Annotated in this window: 23 protein-coding genes; 11 read left to right on the top strand and 12 right to left on the bottom strand. The window is 49.8% G+C overall.

Annotated features, from left to right (window positions below):
• Positions 1-34 precede the first annotated feature (34 nt).
• Positions 35-475, top strand: coding sequence for a hypothetical protein (locus tag KNQ08_RS11350; RefSeq protein ID WP_214805644.1), 441 nt, complete (start codon positions 35-37; stop codon positions 473-475).
• A 71-nt stretch (positions 476-546) separates the two neighbouring features.
• Here the strand turns inward: KNQ08_RS11350 and KNQ08_RS11345 are convergent, their stop codons facing one another.
• The 4 genes from KNQ08_RS11345 to KNQ08_RS11330 form a co-directional block, all read right to left on the bottom strand.
• A complete protein-coding gene (locus KNQ08_RS11345) occupies positions 547-1,059 on the bottom strand; it encodes a PCYCGC motif-containing (lipo)protein (protein ID WP_035395745.1) in 513 nt (170 codons plus the stop codon).
• A gap of 76 nt (positions 1,060-1,135) precedes the next feature.
• Positions 1,136-2,053: a metal ABC transporter substrate-binding protein gene (locus tag KNQ08_RS11340; RefSeq protein WP_214805642.1), complete on the bottom strand. Its 918-nt coding sequence runs from the start codon at positions 2,051-2,053 to the stop codon at positions 1,136-1,138.
• Positions 2,050-2,895: a metal ABC transporter permease gene (locus tag KNQ08_RS11335; RefSeq protein WP_214771783.1), complete on the bottom strand. Its 846-nt coding sequence runs from the start codon at positions 2,893-2,895 to the stop codon at positions 2,050-2,052. The genes KNQ08_RS11340 and KNQ08_RS11335 overlap by 4 nt, the downstream gene beginning before the upstream one ends.
• Complete coding sequence (locus KNQ08_RS11330; RefSeq protein WP_214771780.1) at positions 2,892-3,629, bottom strand: metal ABC transporter ATP-binding protein; 738 nt, start codon at positions 3,627-3,629, stop codon at positions 2,892-2,894. The genes KNQ08_RS11335 and KNQ08_RS11330 overlap by 4 nt, the downstream gene beginning before the upstream one ends.
• Positions 3,630-3,856: 227 nt before the next feature.
• On the opposite strand from KNQ08_RS11330, the gene mgtE reads away from it, so the two are divergent.
• A complete protein-coding gene (gene mgtE, locus KNQ08_RS11325; protein WP_023469574.1) occupies positions 3,857-5,209 on the top strand; it encodes a magnesium transporter in 1,353 nt (450 codons plus the stop codon).
• 53 nt (positions 5,210-5,262) lie between these two features.
• On the opposite strand, the gene KNQ08_RS11320 is transcribed toward mgtE, so the two are convergent.
• The 4 genes from KNQ08_RS11320 to KNQ08_RS11305 all read right to left on the bottom strand — a co-directional run bounded on the left by KNQ08_RS11320 (position 5,263) and on the right by KNQ08_RS11305 (position 8,762).
• Positions 5,263-5,913, bottom strand: coding sequence for a hypothetical protein (locus KNQ08_RS11320; RefSeq protein ID WP_214771777.1), 651 nt, complete (start codon positions 5,911-5,913; stop codon positions 5,263-5,265).
• 13 nt (positions 5,914-5,926) lie between these two features.
• Positions 5,927-6,256: a potassium channel family protein gene (locus KNQ08_RS11315; RefSeq protein WP_214771774.1), complete on the bottom strand. Its 330-nt coding sequence runs from the start codon at positions 6,254-6,256 to the stop codon at positions 5,927-5,929.
• Between the two features lie 12 nt (positions 6,257-6,268).
• The gene (locus KNQ08_RS11310; RefSeq protein WP_214805640.1) at positions 6,269-7,834 is read right to left on the bottom strand and encodes a sensor domain-containing diguanylate cyclase; all 1,566 of its coding nucleotides are present in this window, start codon (positions 7,832-7,834) and stop codon (positions 6,269-6,271) included.
• Between the two features lie 94 nt (positions 7,835-7,928).
• Positions 7,929-8,762 carry an SDR family oxidoreductase gene (locus KNQ08_RS11305; protein ID WP_214771758.1) on the bottom strand — a complete coding sequence of 278 codons (834 nt, stop codon included), beginning with the start codon at positions 8,760-8,762 and terminating at the stop codon, positions 7,929-7,931.
• A 126-nt stretch (positions 8,763-8,888) separates the two neighbouring features.
• Between KNQ08_RS11305 and KNQ08_RS11300 the strand changes: the two genes are divergently transcribed.
• From KNQ08_RS11300 to KNQ08_RS11290, 3 genes are read left to right on the top strand one after another with little or no spacing between them, the layout of a single operon-like run.
• Positions 8,889-9,644, top strand: coding sequence for a DeoR/GlpR family DNA-binding transcription regulator (locus KNQ08_RS11300; protein WP_069940057.1), 756 nt, complete (start codon positions 8,889-8,891; stop codon positions 9,642-9,644).
• Positions 9,641-10,690, top strand: a complete 1,050-nt coding sequence (locus KNQ08_RS11295) for a Gfo/Idh/MocA family oxidoreductase (protein ID WP_214805638.1) — start codon at positions 9,641-9,643, stop codon at positions 10,688-10,690. Before KNQ08_RS11300 ends, KNQ08_RS11295 begins: the two co-directional genes overlap by 4 nt.
• The gene (locus KNQ08_RS11290) at positions 10,678-11,148 is read left to right on the top strand and encodes a heme-degrading domain-containing protein (protein ID WP_075643040.1); all 471 of its coding nucleotides are present in this window, start codon (positions 10,678-10,680) and stop codon (positions 11,146-11,148) included. Before KNQ08_RS11295 ends, KNQ08_RS11290 begins: the two co-directional genes overlap by 13 nt.
• Before the next feature lie 394 nt (positions 11,149-11,542).
• Here KNQ08_RS11290 and KNQ08_RS11285 read toward each other — a convergent pair whose 3' ends face one another.
• The 4 genes from KNQ08_RS11285 to KNQ08_RS11270 form a co-directional block, all read right to left on the bottom strand.
• Positions 11,543-12,022 carry a DMT family transporter gene (locus KNQ08_RS11285; protein ID WP_214805636.1) on the bottom strand — a complete coding sequence of 160 codons (480 nt, stop codon included), beginning with the start codon at positions 12,020-12,022 and terminating at the stop codon, positions 11,543-11,545.
• A gap of 12 nt (positions 12,023-12,034) precedes the next feature.
• Entirely contained in the window at positions 12,035-12,463 is a 429-nt protein-coding gene (locus tag KNQ08_RS11280; protein WP_023469565.1) for a DMT family transporter, read from the bottom strand.
• 65 nt (positions 12,464-12,528) lie between these two features.
• Positions 12,529-12,846: an ArsR/SmtB family transcription factor gene (locus KNQ08_RS11275; RefSeq protein ID WP_023469564.1), complete on the bottom strand. Its 318-nt coding sequence runs from the start codon at positions 12,844-12,846 to the stop codon at positions 12,529-12,531.
• Between the two features lie 45 nt (positions 12,847-12,891).
• Positions 12,892-13,335 carry a GNAT family N-acetyltransferase gene (locus KNQ08_RS11270; RefSeq protein ID WP_047394413.1) on the bottom strand — a complete coding sequence of 148 codons (444 nt, stop codon included), beginning with the start codon at positions 13,333-13,335 and terminating at the stop codon, positions 12,892-12,894.
• Positions 13,336-13,493: 158 nt separating this feature from the next.
• Here KNQ08_RS11270 and rpoE point away from each other — a divergent pair, with 158 nt between their 5' ends.
• The 6 genes from rpoE to KNQ08_RS11240 all read left to right on the top strand — a co-directional run bounded on the left by rpoE (position 13,494) and on the right by KNQ08_RS11240 (position 18,959).
• The gene (rpoE, locus tag KNQ08_RS11265; protein WP_235609843.1) at positions 13,494-14,030 is read left to right on the top strand and encodes a DNA-directed RNA polymerase subunit delta; all 537 of its coding nucleotides are present in this window, start codon (positions 13,494-13,496) and stop codon (positions 14,028-14,030) included.
• A gap of 270 nt (positions 14,031-14,300) precedes the next feature.
• Entirely contained in the window at positions 14,301-15,896 is a 1,596-nt protein-coding gene (locus KNQ08_RS11260) for a CTP synthase (RefSeq protein WP_023469561.1), read from the top strand.
• 132 nt (positions 15,897-16,028) lie between these two features.
• Positions 16,029-16,736 carry a GntR family transcriptional regulator gene (locus KNQ08_RS11255; RefSeq protein WP_023469560.1) on the top strand — a complete coding sequence of 236 codons (708 nt, stop codon included), beginning with the start codon at positions 16,029-16,031 and terminating at the stop codon, positions 16,734-16,736.
• A gap of 151 nt (positions 16,737-16,887) precedes the next feature.
• Positions 16,888-17,232, top strand: a complete 345-nt coding sequence (locus KNQ08_RS11250; protein WP_149427944.1) for a PTS lactose/cellobiose transporter subunit IIA — start codon at positions 16,888-16,890, stop codon at positions 17,230-17,232.
• On the top strand, positions 17,232-17,540 hold the full coding sequence (locus KNQ08_RS11245) for a PTS sugar transporter subunit IIB (RefSeq protein WP_055969344.1): 309 nt from the start codon (positions 17,232-17,234) through the stop codon (positions 17,538-17,540). The genes KNQ08_RS11250 and KNQ08_RS11245 overlap by 1 nt, the downstream gene beginning before the upstream one ends.
• Positions 17,541-17,552: 12 nt before the next feature.
• Complete coding sequence (locus KNQ08_RS11240; RefSeq protein WP_214805771.1) at positions 17,553-18,959, top strand: GH1 family beta-glucosidase; 1,407 nt, start codon at positions 17,553-17,555, stop codon at positions 18,957-18,959.

Below are 18,959 nucleotides of genomic sequence, written 5' to 3'. Positions count from 1 at the left end.
AGTAGCTATCAATTTCGAGAAGGAGCGATTTTGTATGTATGACGTCATCTCTCTACCGGCAGGACCGACTCAAGTCACGATTGAACGTTACCTCGTCCATGCCCACCCGCACCCCCGTCCGTATCGACCCGCGCGTTTGATTGCCTTACGTCAAAGTGGTGGCGTCATGCATCGACTGTATCGCACGGAGCGGGAAATCGTGCTCTCTCCGCACGAGGCACTCGCCCCACAAGTCCAGCGGCTCTCGTTCTCGCAACAGGAGCGTATCCTTGCGTATATCGAAGAACGTCGTGCGAGCTTCGGTTTTGATGAAGGGGAGGAATACAAATTTTACTTACTCGAAGTGGCATACGAGCTCCGTCATCTGCCACGAACGGATCGACCGATTCGGGCGCATACGTACTATCAACTGGATGAGCTGTTGTCGGGTCGACCGCTTGTCTTGCGAGCTAGAAGTCAAGAGCGCTCCACATGAGACAGAAAAACGGAACATGAAAAAGCAGTCCGCCTTTCCTTACGTTCATCGCGAGGAGGGCGGACTGTTTATTAAAGTGCTGGCGTTGGCGTCGGTGTGACACCGGTCTTTTTATAAGCTTGATCGATGGCAGTCCGGATTTCCTTGACGGAGCTACCTTTTTGATAAGCAACGATCGACTGTGCTGCGATATCGAGACACGTGCCGCACGTGATGCCGTGCGTCGTCCAGGTCGTGGAACTAGCAGTCTGCTCTTCGATGAAGCAGTCATAGTTGCTTGTATGACCAGCAGACTCACCGCAACCGCAATAACAAGGCATCTTCTTCAAGAGATCAGGATGTTTAGCGACGGAGCGGTAAATCGTCTGGATCGACTCATCCTGTTCGTTCAGAAAAGCGGGTAACGTGTCTGGTCCCGCGGTCTTCTCGAGTTGATCACCAGCACCGTGGCTGGCATGATCAGCATGATCTCCGTGATTCGTCTGTTCTGTTTTTGGAGCACCCGTTTGATCAGCTGTTCCGCATGCAGCGAGCAACAGGCTGATACTGAGGGGAAAGGCGTAACGATATAGTCGTGTTTGCATAATGTGCCTCTCTTTCATCGTCTTGCCTTCATTATAAGGAAAGACGTATCGAGAAGGCGTGACGATTTGTTGACGCTTACTTGGCGAGTGCTTCCGTGATCGTCTCGATGTTTGCTTGCATCATGCTGTAGTAAGTGTCGCCATCTTTACCCGGTGCACCGAGTGAGTCGGTGAAGAGAGTACCACCGATCGGAACACTAGTCTCCCTTGAGACGGTTTCCATGCTCCGCCGATCGACGCTCGTTTCGACGAACAGGACAGGGATATCTTGCTCCTTGATCGTATCGACGATCCGGCGGACTTGAGCCGGAGTTCCTTGATTATCTGAGTTGATCTCCCAAATATAATCCGCTTTGACGTCATAGGCAGTTCCGAAGTATTTGAAGGCTCCTTCGCTCGTGACGAGATGACGTTCTGCTTTCGGAATAGCGGCAAACTGCTTTTTCGCTTCCTGATCAAGCGTCTGCAATTTTTTGATATAGGCATCGGCATTTTTTTCGTAGTCGGCTTTGTGCTTCGGATCTTCCTTGATTAATGCCTGCTTGACGTTTTCGACGTAGCGGATGCCATTGCTTACGTCGAGCCACGCATGTGGATCAGTCTCCGATTCTTTGCCCTTCGTCGTCAGGTATTTCGGTTCGACGCCTTTGCTTAAACGATAGACTGGTGCGTCAGACGCGTCTTTGCCAGTCGTTGCCCGGAGTTTATCGAACCACGCACCGCCGGCTTCCAGGTTCAACCCGTTGTAGAAGACGACGTCAGCATCTGCCATCGCCTGTACGTCTGCCGGAAGTGGATCATACTCGTGCGGGTTTGCCCCGATCTTGACCATGCTGTGGACATCGACATGTTCACCACTGACCTCACGTGCGAGGTCAGCGAGAATCGAATATGTCGCGACGACCTTCAGCTTCCCGTTATCTTCTGCTGGTGTCGAACAAGCAGCAAGTAAGACCATGCTGAGGAGGACGAACAGAATGAGTTTTAATTTCATACAGTAGACTCCTTTCGTTTCCGGTGACGCATCAGACCGTGACGTGGTGAGAAGACGAAGACGAGGGCGAACAGCGTCGTCGCGACGAGGACGATCGATGCACCGGAAGATAGATTATAGGTGAAGCTGAAATACAGTCCGACGATGGCGGACAACGTACCGAAGCCTCCCGCTAGGAACAGCATCCGTGAGAGGCGGTTCGTCAGTAAATACGCGGTCGCTGCCGGTGTGATCAACATCGCGACGACGAGAATGATGCCGACGGTCTGGAGTGAAGCGACCGTGACGAGTGTCAGTAACGTCATCAGTCCGTAATGAATCCAGCGCGTCGATAGTCCATAGGCTTGCGCCATCGTTGGGTCAAACGAGCTGATCAGCAACTCTTTGTAGAACAAGAAAATCCCGCCGAGGACAATCAATCCGATGATGACGGTCATCCACATGTCGCTCGGACGGACCGCGAGGACGTTGCCGAACAGAATGTGATAGAGATCGCTACTGCTACGTAAGAACGAAATCAGGATGATCCCAAGGGCGAAGGCGGATGTGAACATGATTCCGATTGCCGTATCGTTCTTGATGCGACTGTTCTGGCTAACGAAACCGATTCCGAGCGCTGTCACGAGACCCGTCGCGACAGCACCGATCAGGAAGTTGATCCCGAGTAGGTAGGAAATCGCAACACCGGGTAAAACGGCGTGCGAGATTGCATCCCCCATCAACGACATCCCGCGAAGGATGATGAAACAGCCGATCACACCACAGATGATGCCGACCATGATGGCGGTGATCATCGCTTTTTGTAAGAACTCATATTGAAGTAATGCCTCGATGAACGTCATCCTTGTCCCTCCTTGCGTCGTTCGAATAGGGGTAAGCCATACGCTGGTTCGAGCCATTCCGGCGTCAAGATATCAGACGGTGGACCGACAGCGATCAATTGTTTGTTCAACAGCATCAATGTGTCGAAGTAGTCCTCTGCTTTATGCAAATCATGGTGGACGACGACGATCGTCCGTCCTTCGGCTCGGAGGGTCCGTAAAAGTTCGATGATCATCTGCTCACTCGCAACATCGATGCCGACGAACGGTTCGTCCAGCAATAGTAGCTCTGCTTCTTGGGCAAGGGCACGCGCCAGAAAGACCCGTTGTTGCTGTCCACCTGACAGCTCACCGATTTGGCGTTCGGCGTGATCAGACATACCGACCCGTTCGAGACATTCCATGGCGAACGCTTTTTGTGCTTTCGATGGTCGTTTGAATAAGCCGAGCTTCGGATAACAGCCCATCAACACGACGTCCTGCACACGAACCGGAAAGTCCCAATCAATTGCACTTCGTTGCGGGACGTATGCGACGCGTGACCGGACGTCTTCGAGTGATTGGTCGAGCACGCGTAACTGCTCGATGCGAGCCGGGATCAAACCGAGGACGGCTTTTAAGAATGTGGATTTACCAGCGCCGTTCGGTCCGATGATGCCAATCAACGAAGCGACCGGGAGACGAACGGACACTCCGTCGAGTGCATGGGTATCAAAATAAGAGACAGTGAGACGATCAACGTCAAGGGCGTACATGAATGATCACTCCTTTGGTTTTGTGGTATATAGAAGGAAAGTTTCCTTAGGGCAAAAAATAGGATAAAAATTTTAACTCCAATCACTGGAAAAAGATTCGGTCTACAAATAATGTTTCCTTAAGGCAAACTTTAAAGCCATAGGAAACAGATGTCAACTGTTTTTCGATATCGATTGCGAATCAACTCGTGCTAAGATGAAAAGGCAGAATACAGGGGGTGAGGAGATTGCGTCAGACAGCAGAACAACAATGGAAGTGGCTATTGCTCGATGCGCTCGCGAAAGAAAAACGAGAGCAAGCACAGCAAGTCATCGAAGAGGTCTATCCGTATGATATCGCGCAAGTGTATGAAGAGTTGGGCGAAGACGATCAGGCACGACTCCTCGACTATCTCGATCACGAGCGATTGGCAGATGTCCTCGAGGAGCTCGAAGGGGAGCAACGTCTCGCCGTCTTACGTCGTTTAGACGTCGAGCGTGCCGGGCACGTCCTCGATTTAATGGAGAACGATGATGTCGCGGATTTACTTGAGGAACTGGGACCGGAAGAGACTGACCGTTTGCTTGGTAGCATGCGGACGGACGAGGCACTGATCGTCCGCAATCTCTTGACGTATCCACCGGAAACGGCTGGGCGCTTGATGACAAACCGGTTCATCTGGGTCGGCGAGGATTTCACGGTCGGTGAGACGGTCGAGAAGATGCGCGACTACATCGAATACTCGGAGACGATCAACTATGTCTACGTCGTCAATCAACTCAGTGAACTCGTTGGGGTCATCTCATACCGGGATGTCATCTTAGCTGAAAATACGGAACGGATCAGTGACGTCATGGAGACGAAGGTGATCCGGGTCGCGGCAGAGACCGATCAGGAAGAAGTCGCGCAACTGTTCGAACGCTATGATCTCGTCTCGTTACCCGTCGTCGAGGGCGACATTCTTGTCGGACTGATCACGGTTGATGATGCGCTTGACGTCTTACGGGAAGAAGCGAACGAAGACATCGAGAAACTCTCGGCGTCCGGTAAATCAATTGATTTTGAGACGAAGCCGTGGATTGCTGCGACCCGTCGTTTACCGTGGCTCGTCTTGCTACTGTTCATCGGGCTCGTCTCTGGATCAATCATCAGTCAGTTCGAAGAGACGCTCTCAAAAGTCGTCGCGCTCGCCTTCTTCATGCCGATGATTGCTGGTATGACCGGAAATACCGGTACCCAATCGCTCGCGGTCGTCGTCCGCGGATTGATCACGCGTGAAGTCGATAAGCGGGTCGCGACTCGGTTGATCCTACGGGAGCTCTGGGTTGGTTTAATCATTGGTGTCATTTGTGGTATCTTGATCGCCATCATTGCCTACGTCTGGCAAGGGAGTGCCGTCTTGGGTCTTGTCGTCGGCAGTTCGCTCGTCATCACGTTGATCTTCGGGACACTTGCTGGAACGATCATTCCGCTCATCTTACATCGCCTAAAGATTGACCCAGCAATCGCATCCGGACCATTGATCACGACGTTGAACGATATCTTATCGCTCCTCGTCTACTTCGGGATTGCAACGGCATTCATTAGCCGCTTGATGTAAAAAAACCGAACCGATTCATCTTCGTCAAGAGGAAGGGAATCGGTTCGGTTTTTTCATGTGTGATCATTCGTCGTGCGAATCCAGATCGCGAGTGGACCAACGTCGTCAAAGCCGGCTTCAAGCGCTGTGATCAGGTGATCGCCATACTCGTAACCGACGAGCGATTGACCGGGAAAATGTGCTGAACTCAAACGTGCGATATCATCCCATAAGCGTTCGTCGAGGTAATCGGAATTGACGTACGTCAGTCCGGTCGTCACTTGATTCGAGTAGGCGATGCAACTTGCTTGTTGCGCCTCCGAATAGAAGAAGCGGACAGCGGGATGTTGCCATAACGTTGTGGGCAACTCCGGTGTTGCCTGGATAGCCTGGAAGCGAGCGAACTGATCGAGATCCGTCACGACGGACCAATCGACGGGAAGGGCACGGCGATCGAGTATGGCAGGGCGGGTCATCCATTCTGCTGTAAATAAATGACTGAGACCGGCACTCGAGAAATCATAGCTTGCCGTGCAGTCCTTGATGCTATAGACATCCGTGACACCAATTCGCTGATGGGGAAGCCGGACCATCAGTTCCGGATAATAGCTCGGTACGCTTCCTTGAGCGTGCCAGGTCGAATCAGTTTCCGTCACCCGGCAACCGGCTGACTCACAGACGAGGCGACACCAATCGAAATTATTTTGGATGGCAGCTTGGCGCATGGATCATTCCCCCTTATTCATCCTCCGGTTGTTTAATCAGGACATACGATAACGTGGCAATCAGTGTTAAGAACAACCCGCAGCCAATCGTGATGTATGCCATCGTAAAGACCTTACCGAGCGTCGTCGTCGGAACGAATGTTGGATGCCCAACCGTACTTAGTGTCGTGATACAAAAGTAAAGTGCATCCACCAGCGATAGATTTTCTTCCGTGCTATAGAAAATCGTCCCGGAGACGAGCGTCAACAGGCAGAGAATCAATAGACCACGAAAGTAAGATAAGTGAAAGGCGCGGCGCAATCCCTTGAATAAACGTGAAAAAATCGTCAGTACAGAAATCATGGAATCTCTCCTTTAGGATCGTTGCGTCGAGTCCATCGTATCATGAATGAAATAATCGTTCTTTCCGGCATGTTTGACGCGGTACATCGCTTGGTCAGCATGCTGAATCAGCGTGTCGAGATCGACGCCATGATTGGGTGAGTAACTAAGTCCGATGCTCGTTCGGATTTCAATGGTTTCTTCAGCGAACCGGTAAGGGTTGTCTTGCAAGTACGTCAACAGATTCGCAGCATAGGCATGGAGCGTAGCGACAGACGGATGACGATAGAGTAAGAAAAATTCGTCGCCACCGACACGGGCAGCGAACCCATTCTGTTCCGCATGGTGTTCTAGAAGGCGAGCGATATGAATCAAGAAGGCGTCACCGATTTGATGTCCATACGTATCGTTGATGGCTTTGAAACCGTCGAGATCGACGACGATGATCGCGATATGATCAAGCTCGAGTAACTCTTGTGCCGCACGTTCGTAAAAGCTTCGGCGATTCGCAATCTTCGTCAACGGATCGTGGTAGGCGAAGAAACGAATCGTCTGCTCCGCTTCCTTGAAGGACTGGATATCACGAATCAACAACATCCCGTGCAGCTCTTGTTCGATGAAGACGAAATCGGCACCCATGACGACGTAACGTTCTTGCTGTCGCGCTGTCAAAATCTTCGTTTCGAATTCGTTGAACTTACGTTGCGATAAAAAGTGTGTCATATAATGCAGCGACCAATCGGCTTGTTTTTTATCCGGTAAGTAGGTCGAAAACGTACATGCCGTTAAGTCACCGGTCTCGAACAGACGATGAGCAGCTGGGTTGGCACTCTCAATTCGTCCGTCCCGGTCGAGCAGCAGGATTGCCGAAGGATTCAAATTGTAGAGCGTCGCGAAACGCTTTTGATAGGACGCGAGATAATCGAATCGGCGCATTGCGATCGCCAGTGCTCCTGCCCAGAACAAACCGCCATACATATAGGCATACGGTGGCATGATGCCGTAGAACGACCAGTAGCCGAAGACGATATCCCATACGAGAACGAGAATCGCGACACTCAATAAGACACTGATGATGCCACGACGTGCATCTTTCAAGTGTGTCCGTGCGTACACGAGCAGACCGATGACAAGGAGATGGAAGATGTTCCCGACCGTCATCGTCACTAGATATTGTGTGTTGAATTCAGGGTAGATGAACTGTCCGACCTGTGTGAATTGCTGACTGTTGATGACGTTCGTCTGGAAGACGTATGTCGTCAGCACGACGCCCATCGGAAGATAGAAGATCCATGGGTACAGTAAGCGTGGCATTCGTTTCCACAAATTCGAGACGCGAAAGATGAAGTGAAGCGATGTACTGAAGACGATCAGACCAGCATTTCCGAACCAGTAGGTCACGAATGCCGGACTAAACTCGATCGGGGAGGCATTCCGGAAAAATTCACCAAGGAACAACATCCCGTAAGCGAACGTGAATAAGCTAAGCAGTCGGTGTTGCGGACGTGATGGGTTGCGTAAAAATATATCAATCGACATGTAGAACATGATGAAGGTCGGAATCAGATAGACAATCGTAAAAAGAAACAAGGATGGCATGGCGTTCCGCCCTTCTAGATAATTTTTAGGTAGATAGTCTCAGTATAGTGGGCGAAGATTGCTTAGGCGGATTGAAATTTCAAAAAAAGGGAAATCAGTCGAGATTTAATGTTAGTCGTCGTATTTTGGCGATCCCTTCGAGACCTGACGGATCATGATGCGTCTTATGGGCGACGAAATGTTCATCGGCTTCCGTCGTCCGGATTCGTAACGGACGTTCGTCACGATGGACGACCTCGAAGATCACCTCAGCCAGAGCTTCTGCCGATTGGCGATCGGCATGTCGCGTCCGATACGTCTGCAAATAAGCTGTGATGATCGGTTTGAAGTCGTCTTCGTGTAAGCCACCCGTCCGTTCAAGTTGATCGAGAACAGTTGCGGTAAAGTTCGTCTCGACGGCGGCTGGTTCAATCAGGGTGACGTCGATGTTGAAGTACGGTTTATAGTAGGTCGCAAGACTTTCGAACAGCCCTTCGATCGCAAACTTACTGGCACAATACAGTTCATTCATCGGTTGACCGACGAGACCACTGACGCTTGAAGTCGCAAGTAAGTGACTACCGTCCGGTGCTTGTTTGAGTAAGGGGAGACAAGCTTCGATCGTTCGGATGACACCGAAGACGTTCGTTTCGAAGAGTTGCTTGATTTCATAACTCGTCGCTTGACCGAGTGCGCGCAGCAAACCATGACCGGCATTACAGAACACGACGTCGAGATGATCGACTTCTTGTTCAATTTGACGAACGGCTGCTTTCACGCTTGTTTCATCCGTCACATCGAGCGGCAAGAAGGTAAGCGTCGGTAATGACACGGTCATTTCGTCTGGACTCCGGACACCAGCGTAGACGAACCATCCGGCGTCTGCGAATCGCCGCGCCGTCGCAAGACCGATACCGGAAGAAGCACCCGTGATCAAGATCGTTTGCATATCAATTCCTCCGTTCTGAAAGTAGTTGTCTTCTATTATTTACCCGAATTACCGTTGAACTATTTGCATTAAAATTGCATATTGTAATGAAAAAACTTAATATAAAGAAAAAGGAGGCGGGAATCGATGGGGCAAATTGAACGGCTGCAACAGATGCGGGAATGGATCAAGACGAGTCCTGAAATTTCGCTGGATCAACTGATGCAGGAGTATCAGATTTCACGAGATACCGCACGTCGTGACGTCATCGTCCTCGAACAAGAAGGGGAGATCATTCGCGTTAAGAATGGATTAGTTCGTGCTGGCGGAACGCTTGCGTATGAACAGCGGACAGAGAAACCGGAAAAACGGCGGATCGGGCAGCGTGCAGCGCGTCACGTCCAAGCGAACGATCGCTTATTGCTCGATGCTGCAACGACGGTATCTGAGATGGCACGAGCACTTCCGCCATATCCACTACAAGTCATCACGAACTCCCTCGATATCGCAGACTATGTCGGAGCTCGCACGGATATTGAGCTGTATGTCACGGGAGGACGTTTCGACCGGCATGCGCGTAGCTTAAGTGGGATCAAGACGGCAGACGACATCCTGAATTATCAAGTTGATTGTGTTTTTCTTGGAGCATGTGGATTGACGGAAGAAGGACTTTTTGCGGAACAACTCGAAGAAGCGGTCGTAAAGAAAGCGATGATTCGAAGTGCGACCCGTGTCATCGTCCTCGCAGACCATACGAAATTCAATAAGCGGTTTTTGCATAAGGTCTGTGACTGGGAGCAAATCGATGTACTCGTTACGGATCAAGTACCAGACGCAACGTGGCAAGAACGACTAGATCATTATCATGTCGATCTCGACGTGACAGAGGAGGAAACAACATGAACCCGATTCAAACGACGCTCGTCGGATTCGGCTTTTCAGCGGTGACGTTCCACGTTCCGTTCTTACAGACATTACCGGCATTTGAAGTGACGCAAGTCGTCTCCAGTCGACCGGAACAGGTAGCACAACATTTCAGTAAGGCGACGGTCGTCGCGACACTTGCTGAAGCCTTGCAGGATGAGAACACGGAACTCGTCATCATCACGACACCAACGGCACTCCATTTCGAAATGGCAAAACAAGCGATTGAAGCAAAGAAGCACGTCCTACTCGAAAAGCCGGCCGTCGTGACGATCGAAGAAGCACTGACGCTGCAAACGTTAGCGAAACAACACGGGGTGCAGGTCGCCATCTATCAAAACCGTCGCTTCGACGGGGACTTCCTGACACTTGAACAATTGATGGAAATGAACGAGATCGGCGACTGGCAAGTCATCGAATCACGCTTTGATCGCTATCGTCCGGTCGTTCGGGAACGCTGGCGGGAACAAGCGGGAAGTGGCGCCGGCATCCTGTTTGATCTCGGCTCACACTTACTCGATCAAGCACTTGCCTTATTCGGAGAACCGGATGCACTCACGGGCGACGTCTACCTGCAACGTGACGGTGCTGTCGTCGATGATGGTTTCCATGTCACGCTGCATTACGGTACGCGTCGTGTCATTCTCCGCTCAACGTCCTTCATCCAAGGACCAACACCGCGTTTCGAGTTTCATGCGACACGAGGTAGTTACGTCAAATATGGAATGGATCCGCAAGAAGGACGGCTTGCGAAAGGTCATCCGGTGGACGAACAGCTCGGTGAAGATGAAGTAGATTCCTACGGCTACCTTCAAATCGCTGATCAGCCAGTCGAGCGTCTCGCGACACTTCCAGGCAGTTATGCGACGTTTTATGAACAGTTGGCGGAAGGACTTCGCGGGGGACGAGTACCTGTCGATTTACGCGACGCTGAAAAAACGATGCGTTTGATTGAAGCAGTGCGCATCAGCAGTGATGAAGGACGACGCCTCTTACGAAAGGAATGGGATGCATGGAAGAATTGAAGGTGTTGCTAGCGGAAGAGGACGAACTCGTCTTGACGTCCCTGACGAATACGGAAGCGATCGGGATGGGACATGAATTGATTGGACGGGCGATGAAGGAGAACTTATCGATCGCCGTTGAAATCAAACGGAATGGACAGCGTTTATATTACGCGGCGCTCGACGGTACGGCACCGGATCAGGAAGAGTGGATCCGCCGGAAATCGAACGTCGTCTTACGGCATGGCTATAGCTCGCTCTACATGCGTCGGTATAATGAGAGTAAACATCGCTCGTACCACTCGATGTATGCGGTCTCGCCATCTGATTATGCCGATGCCGGCGGATCGTTCCCGATCCGGATCGAAGGAGTCGGTGTCGTTGGTACGATTACCGTTTCCGGTCTATCGCAGGAAGCAGATCATCGTCTTGCGACGGAAGCGTTGCGCTTACTTAAGAGACAACAGCTGGGGCAATAAGGTATTTATAAAACACAAGTGTTGATTCTCGTGCAAGACTTCGCTTTCCGCGGGCGGAAGGCGAGCCTCCTCGCCGCCTTCGCGCCTACGGGGTCTCACCCATTCCGCTTTTCCCGCAGGAGTCTTCGTCTTGCACGTTCATCAACGGATCGTTCGACACGAAAAAACCGAAATGCTGAAGTGAATATACTTCAGCATTTCGGTTTTTTATGTTCTATTTTGATAGATCATGAGAAACAGCAGGACTCACGTTGTTCACGCGACTCCTACAGGAAAAAGCGCAAGATTTTGCGCTGTCAGAGATAAACAAGACCCGGGTCGGCTGTCTGTGACAGTCGAGACTGGCTTGTGTCTCGACTGAGGAAAGCGCGTGAACGAATCGTGAGGACAATCGTTACGATGCCATCGAATCAGATGAAGCCGACACGTCTTTGCGTGTGTTCCCGCGATAGACGAAGTAAAGCGCAGCAAGCATCGCAAGCAGACCGAGCAGACGTTTTCCGTCGAGCGGCACGACGACGCCACCGAATGCACCGATGTGGTCGATGACCATCCCTGCTGCGAGTTGACCGATGACAGTCGCGATACTAGCTGCCGTGACACCGATTTGCGGAACAGCAAGAATCGTCAGGAATAGATAACTGACCCCAAACAGGACGGCACTGAGTTGCCAACGTGGTGCTTCGAACAAGAGCAAGACATTTCCTTGACCAAAGAACAGGATGGCGAGTGCGAGAATCAGCATCCCGGTGAAGAATGTCAGGAACGTGCTTTCTAGAGCCCCTGCCTTTTGACTGAAGGCACCGTTGATCGATGACTGCGCACTCAGCATCACGCCGCCGAGTAATGTAAAACCGAGTAATAGAATATTCACGAGCGAACCTCCTTAAAAGATAAGAAATAGAGCGACGAGCATCAAAGCAGAAGCTGTCAGCTTGTCACGATTGATTGGACGTTTCGGACTACCGAGCCAGCCGTAATGTTCAATGACCATGCTGGCAATCATCTGTCCGATGATGACACTAATCATGGCGAGACCGACACCGACGAGCGGGATGCTGATGATCAAGATCGTCAAGTAGATACTACCGAGTAGACCACCGAGCAAGGTCCATTTCGGTGCGCGGAATGTATAGCCGAGTGAACCTTTTCCGAAGAAGAGGACGATCAGTCCGATGATGATCGTACCGGCGAAGAAATTATAAAAGCTACTTTCGAGTTTTCCGACGAAGTTCCCGAGCTCACCATAGATAGCCCCTTCGACACTGAGTGCGATACCCGCAAGTAACGCGAGTACGTAATACACGATTTTCAACAGAATTCATCCTTTCACGAATCTAAATATCGAGAAATGTCGATATGTAAGGCGAGGAGAACGGATCAAAGTTCTCCTTTGAGGTACGCTGCGAGCTCCTGGATTTTTTCTTCATTTCGCCGGTAATACGTCCATTTGCCGTGACGTTCGGATTCGAGCAATCCGACTTTTTGCAACATCGCAAGATATTGGGAGACGGTCGATTGAGATAAGTTCGCCTTCTCTTGGATATCTCCGACGCAAATGCCTCCCTTGTCCGACAGATTCGTCGCGAGATGGGCCGTCGGCTTATTGAAATGAGTCTCGGGATCCTTGAGCCAGCGTAAGATATCAAGACGTACCTCGTTCGATAATGCCTTGAATAGATCCACTTGATTTGTCATACGCTTAAACTAATCGATGATTCTCGATATGTCAATCCAAGACACTTAAGGTTGGACGAATGCATGCTTTAAAAGTCGATGTGTCACTTTGGTTGCCGTATACGGCTCAAAACCGAATCGTTCATAAAACGTACTGGCATCATTCGTATAGAGCCAGAGCTCGGAATACGTCAACAGCGCTTCCGGTATGATTTTCTCAAGCAGTTGCGTACCGACACCGTGATGTCGCATTTCTGGCAAGACATAGACATGACGAATCCGACCGACGTCGATCGCGTCGGTTTGTTTCATATAACCTCCGCACGCAATGACGTGACCGGAAAGCGACAAAACGACGAACATTGCTTCTCCGTCTTCTCGATACGTTTCATTTCGGCGTTCACGTAGCATCCGTTCGATGAAGGGATAGCCTTCCTGTGTACTCTTTGATAAGATTGGTAACCAGTTGAAGTCATCAAAATCGTTGACCCGTTCGATTGTCATCTCCATCTGTCATTCCTCCTTCTTCTCCCTTGGATATTCCTTTTTCGAGAGTGGGAAAAACACGAATTGAGAATCAATTCGAGCTTTTTTTAAATAGAGACTGGATTTTTAAAAGCCGTTTTGCGTATAATGAGAAGTAATGGATTGAACGCAAATGAAAGGAAGTGGCCGTCACAATGAGCCTCAGCCGTTTAAGTAAAGAAGAGATTACTGATCTTTCGCTGATCGAATTCGTCAACGAAATGTTGCAAGAAGCTGGCGAACAGCCAATCACGTTCGATGACATCACGTCAGAAATCGAAAAGTACCATACGTTTACAGATGAAGAAGACAAGTTCGAGAAACTTGCTCAACTCTATACAGACATGAACATCGACGGAAACTTCGTCAACGTCGGAGCGAACCGTTGGTCACTCCGCGCTTGGTATCCGTTCGATAAGTCGGATGAGGATCTCGTCATCGAAGCGCGTCAACGTGGAGAACTCGATGAGTTTGAAGAAGAGTTCAACTATGATGCAGAAGAAGATGAGTTCGAAACGATTGAAGACGATCTCGATACATTCGCGAAAACAGCGGACTATGATTCAGCTGACGACAGCGAAGACGATGATACGTTCAAAAAAGTCGCAGCCATCGATGATCTCGATGACGATCTCGACGAAGAAGACTTAGAAGACTTCGAAGAAGAAGAGGAAGTCTAAGCACGATCAACCACAACTGTACAGCTGCTATTTCCCTATAGAAATGGCAGTTTTTTCGTTGACGGCTGACGAACGAGCACGGAAATTTTTCTTTGAAAAATTAGGCTTGACGAAGTTTTCCGAATGACGTAAGTTAGTCATGGGCTTCTTTAAGCAACGTGCTTATTTCAGCAAAAGTGTCTCCTATTCCAATGGGGGCACTTTTGCTTTTTTGTTTTTACCACCTCTGTATTGTTGAGATGTGAATTAGGGAAGGGAGCAATATTTAACATGACAAAGTATATTTTCGTAACAGGTGGCGTCGTATCGTCACTCGGTAAAGGGATCACCGCTGCATCGCTCGCTCGTCTCTTGAAAAACCGTGGCCTCAATGTCACGATCCAAAAATTCGATCCGTACATCAACATCGACCCAGGTACGATGAGCCCGTATCAACACGGGGAAGTGTTCGTCACGGATGATGGCGCAGAGACAGACCTTGACCTTGGTCACTACGAGCGTTTCATCGACATCAACTTGAGCCAGAACGCGAACGTCACGTCTGGACGTATCTACTCGACGATCCTCAAGAAGGAACGCCGTGGCGACTACAACGGTGGAACGGTCCAAGTCATTCCGCACATCACGAACGAAATCAAGGATCGCGTCTTCCGTGCTGGAAAAGAAACGGGCGCTGACGTCGTCATCACAGAGATTGGTGGAACAGTAGGGGATATCGAATCGCTTCCGTTCATCGAAGCCATTCGTCAGGTGAAAAACGATATCGGGAAAGAAAACGTCATGTACGTTCACTGTACGCTCGTTCCGTATCTTGCAGCGGCAGGTGAGCTCAAGACGAAACCGACACAACACAGTGTCAAAGAACTCCGTAGCTACGGTATTCAACCAGACATCATCGTCTTACGTGCGGAGCACCCAGTCCCACAAGAGATGAAAGATAAAATCGCTCTCTTCTGTGACACACGTCCAGAAGCAGTCATCGAAGCACAAGATGCATCGACACTCTATGAAGTACCACTCAACTTACAACGCCAAGGCATGGACCAACTCGTCTGTGACTACTTCAAGTTCGATACACCAGCTGCCGACATGACGGCTTGGAAACAACTCGTCCACACAGTGACACACCTCGAGAAGACGACGAAGATCGCACTCGTCGGGAAATACGTCGAATTGCGTGATGCGTACATCTCGGTCGCAGAAGCATTGAAACATGCTGGGTTTGCCTTCAACAGCGACATCGAAATCGACTGGATCAACGCAGAAGACGTGACGCGTGAAAACGTCAACGAATTGCTTGGTTCGGCAGACGGCATCCTCGTTCCTGGTGGATTCGGAGAACGCGGCATCGAAGGAAAAATCGAAGCGACACGTTTCGCCCGTGAAAACAACGTACCGTTCTTCGGTATCTGTCTCGGGATGCAACTCGCGACAGTCGAATTCGCACGTAACGTCCTCAACCTTGAAGGCGCACACTCAGCGGAGATCGACCCAGCGACACCATACCCGATCATCGACTTGTTGCCAGAACAAAAAGATATCGAGGATCTCGGTGGTACGCTCCGTCTCGGACTCTACCCATGTAAACTCGAAGACGGAACGAAAGCGCGTGCTGCGTATTCAAGCGAGCTCGTCTACGAACGTCACCGTCACCGTTATGAGTTCGGTAACGAATTCCGTGAGCAGTTCGAAGCAAACGGCATGGTCTTCTCAGGAACGAGCCCAGACGGTCGTCTCGTTGAGATCATTGAGATTCCAGAACACAAATGGTTCGTCGCGTGTCAGTTCCACCCAGAATTGATCTCACGTCCAGAACGTCCACAAGCGCTCTTCCATGACTTCATCCAAGCATCACTCGGTGAGTAAGTCGTATCCAAATAAACCTGTCTTCTTCAAGAAGACGGGTTTATTTTCATTTATTCCTATCGTCAAAATACATATCTGCTATAATGGTAGCGGATTCATTCCTACAAATTTTAGATAGAGGGGGGAATATCATTGATTCCGAAGTATAAACATGTCGCTGAACAAATCGAGATCGAGATCAATGAGCACGTCTATCAACATACGAACAAACTGTTGACGGAAGACGAATACGCCCAAAAATTCGATGTCAGCCGGAACACGATCCGGAAGGCGATCGAGATTCTCGTCAATAAAGGATACGTTTACCAAGTACAAGGGAGCGGTGTCTTCGTCCGCGATCATTATAAGAGTGATTACGTCAATCTCGAAAAGCTACAAGGATTGACGAGCGACTTCAGCGGACGGAAGGTCGAGACGCGCGTTCTCGCTTTCGAACAGACGAAGGCAGACGAAGAAGTCGCGGAACGCATGAAATGTCCGGTCGGTACACCGGTCTATTACGTCAAACGACTGCGTCTCGTCGATGATCACCCGTTTTCGATCGAAGCGTCCTATTTCCGGAAAAATCTCGTCATGTATCTCGATGAGAATATCGTTCAAAAATCGATCTACACGTATTTACGCAATGATCAAAATCTGTCGATCGGATTTGCAGATCGCGTCATCTATGCCGATTACTTGAATAGCAGTGACGCCGAGTTGCTTGGATTAAAAGAGAACGATCCATCCTTACTCGTCGACAATACAGTCTATTTGACGAATGGGAAAATCTTCGACGTCTCGCGGGCGACGCATCATTTCCGCCACGTGAAGATGCTGAAGGTCTCGAATATTAAATAAGAAGGAAACACACGAAGCAAATTTCGTGTGTTTTTTTATTTAAATTTTTTAAAAAGAAAGGGTTTACACGTTATGAAAGCGCATGCTATTATCGAACTGTAGAATTTGTACCTATGAATTTAAGTTATCCATACAACGAAGGAGAGACAGCATGACTTCTGAAACAATTGAAATTACCCCGGAAGATATTTTTGGATTGATTGCCTTGTCGGGCGACGCCAAAGCAAGCTACCACCAAGCAATGTTACTGATGCAAGAAGGCAAAGTTGAAGAGGCACAAGTTGCCGTTACAGAAGGTGACGCGACACTCAAGGATGCCCATAGCATTCAGACGAAATTCGTCACACTCGAAGCACAAGGCAAGACAGCGACGGTTGGCGTCCTGATGGTACACGCGCAGGATCACCTCATGAACACGATCCTCGTCAAGGAAATGCTCGGATATATGATGAACATGCAAAACGAAATCAACCAATTGAAGGGAATGGATCAATAATGATGAAAATCGGACTCTTTTGTGCGGCAGGTATGTCGACGAGTATGTTAGTAGAAAAAATGAAAGCGGTTGCCTCGGAGCGTGGCTTAGAAGCAGACATCGCAGCATATCCGGAATCAGAGATGGAAACGTACGTCAACGAACTCGATGTCGCTCTCCTCGGACCACAGGTGAAGTACCTTCTTTCGAAAGGAAAACAGATCTGTGAACCAAAAGGTGTGCCAATCGATGTCATCAACACGATCGATTACGGCATGATGAACGGAACGAAAGTACTCGACCAAGCAATCAAACTCGCAAACAAATAAGAGGTGAAGATGATGAAAATGCCAAAAGATTTTCTATTCGGCGCTGCTTCTGCTTCTTATCAAGTAGAGGGTGCTTGGAACGTAGACGGAAAAGGCGTCTCGAACTGGGATGTCTTCTCGAAGATTCCTGGAAAAACGTTTGAAGCGACGAACGGGGATGTCGCAATCGATCATTACCACCGTTACAAAGAAGATATCGGTCTGATGGCAGAGATGGGTCTTGAATCGTATCGCTTCTCGATCTCATGGCCACGCATCTTCCCGAACGGCACAGGTGAAGTGAATGAAAAAGGACTTGAGTTCTATAACAACGTGATCGATGAGTGCCTTAAGCACGGGATCGTCCCGTTCGTGACACTCTATCACTGGGATTTACCACAAGTCCTTGAAGAACAGGGTGGCTGGCGTAGTCCTGAAACAGCAGATGCCTTCGTGCGTTTTGCGAAGACCTGTTTCGAAGCGTTCGGCGATCGTGTCCGCAACTGGATCACCTTCAACGAGACGGTCATCTTCTGTTCGCTCGGCTACTTGACGGGCGCACACCCACCCGGCATCACAGGCGATGCAAAAGCGTACTTCCAAACGACGCACAACGTTTTCGTCGCTCACGCTCGCGCAGTCGAAGCGTTCAAGGAAGCGGGATATAAAGGAGAAATCGGCATCACGCACGTCTTCAACCCAGCGTTCAGCATCGATGAAGCGCCAGAGAACAAACAAGCCGAAGTACATGCGAATGAATACGCGACACACTGGTTCTATGATCCGATTCTAAAAGGTGAGTACCCAGCGTATGTCGTGAAGGATTTAGAAAAGCAGGGCTTGTTACCGGAATGGACAGAAGAAGAGCTCAATCTCTTGAAACGGACAGCACCGCTGAACGACTTCATCGGACTGAACTACTATTGTCCACAACGTGTCATGAAGAATGATTCGGCGCTCGTCATGGCAGGTGGCCGCGAAAACTCAACCGGACGTCCTGGGAACCCATCGTTCGATGGCGTCTATAAGACAGTCTTGATGGACGATAAAGTCTACACGAAGTGGGGCTGGGAAATCGCACCGGATGCCTTCCTTGAAGGAATGCGGATGCTCCAAGCACGATACGGCGATATCAAAATCTACATCACAGAGAACGGTCTCGGTGACGAGGATCCGATCGTCGGCGAAGAAATCATGGATACACCACGAATCGAGTACATCGAAAGTCATCTTCGCGCCGTCAAGCGTGCTGTCGAAGAGGGCATCAATGTCTCTGGTTATTATGCATGGTCCGTCATCGACCTACTCAGCTGGTTGAACGGATATAAAAAGCAGTACGGATTCATCTATGTCGATCATACGAATGGTTTGGCACGGAAGAAGAAACAGTCGTTCCATTGGTACCAGGAAATCATCGCGACACGTGCTGCTGAACTATAA

It is taken from the genome of Exiguobacterium sp. s46 (assembly GCF_018618875.1).
Classification (GTDB): domain Bacteria; phylum Bacillota; class Bacilli; order Exiguobacteriales; family Exiguobacteriaceae; genus Exiguobacterium_A; species Exiguobacterium_A abrahamii.
The sequence above is the reverse complement of the archived record's forward strand: the minus strand, read 5'-3'. Positions and strand labels throughout refer to the sequence as shown.

Bases quoted from the DNA above. Each gene is read 5' to 3' on its own strand.
- KNQ08_RS11350 (WP_214805644.1), top strand. From the start codon at position 35: ATGTATGACGTCATCTCTCTACCGGCAGGACCGACTCAAGTCACGATT.
- KNQ08_RS11345 (WP_035395745.1), bottom strand. From the start codon at position 1,059: ATGCAAACACGACTATATCGTTACGCCTTTCCCCTCAGTATCAGCCTG.
- KNQ08_RS11320 (WP_214771777.1), bottom strand. From the start codon at position 5,913: ATGCGCCAAGCTGCCATCCAAAATAATTTCGATTGGTGTCGCCTCGTC.
- KNQ08_RS11275 (WP_023469564.1), bottom strand. From the start codon at position 12,846: ATGACAAATCAAGTGGATCTATTCAAGGCATTATCGAACGAGGTACGT.
- KNQ08_RS11240 (WP_214805771.1), top strand. From the start codon at position 17,553: ATGAAAATGCCAAAAGATTTTCTATTCGGCGCTGCTTCTGCTTCTTAT.
- KNQ08_RS11290 (WP_075643040.1), top strand. From the start codon at position 10,678: ATGGAAGAATTGAAGGTGTTGCTAGCGGAAGAGGACGAACTCGTCTTG.
- KNQ08_RS11300 (WP_069940057.1), top strand. From the start codon at position 8,889: ATGGGGCAAATTGAACGGCTGCAACAGATGCGGGAATGGATCAAGACG.
- KNQ08_RS11250 (WP_149427944.1), top strand. From the start codon at position 16,888: ATGACTTCTGAAACAATTGAAATTACCCCGGAAGATATTTTTGGATTG.
- KNQ08_RS11305 (WP_214771758.1), bottom strand. From the start codon at position 8,762: ATGCAAACGATCTTGATCACGGGTGCTTCTTCCGGTATCGGTCTTGCG.
- KNQ08_RS11330 (WP_214771780.1), bottom strand. From the start codon at position 3,629: ATGTACGCCCTTGACGTTGATCGTCTCACTGTCTCTTATTTTGATACC.
- KNQ08_RS11340 (WP_214805642.1), bottom strand. From the start codon at position 2,053: ATGAAATTAAAACTCATTCTGTTCGTCCTCCTCAGCATGGTCTTACTT.
- KNQ08_RS11245 (WP_055969344.1), top strand. From the start codon at position 17,232: ATGATGAAAATCGGACTCTTTTGTGCGGCAGGTATGTCGACGAGTATG.
- KNQ08_RS11315 (WP_214771774.1), bottom strand. From the start codon at position 6,256: ATGATTTCTGTACTGACGATTTTTTCACGTTTATTCAAGGGATTGCGC.
- KNQ08_RS11335 (WP_214771783.1), bottom strand. From the start codon at position 2,895: ATGACGTTCATCGAGGCATTACTTCAATATGAGTTCTTACAAAAAGCG.
- KNQ08_RS11310 (WP_214805640.1), bottom strand. From the start codon at position 7,834: ATGCCATCCTTGTTTCTTTTTACGATTGTCTATCTGATTCCGACCTTC.
- KNQ08_RS11270 (WP_047394413.1), bottom strand. From the start codon at position 13,335: ATGGAGATGACAATCGAACGGGTCAACGATTTTGATGACTTCAACTGG.
- KNQ08_RS11295 (WP_214805638.1), top strand. From the start codon at position 9,641: ATGAACCCGATTCAAACGACGCTCGTCGGATTCGGCTTTTCAGCGGTG.
- KNQ08_RS11260 (WP_023469561.1), top strand. From the start codon at position 14,301: ATGACAAAGTATATTTTCGTAACAGGTGGCGTCGTATCGTCACTCGGT.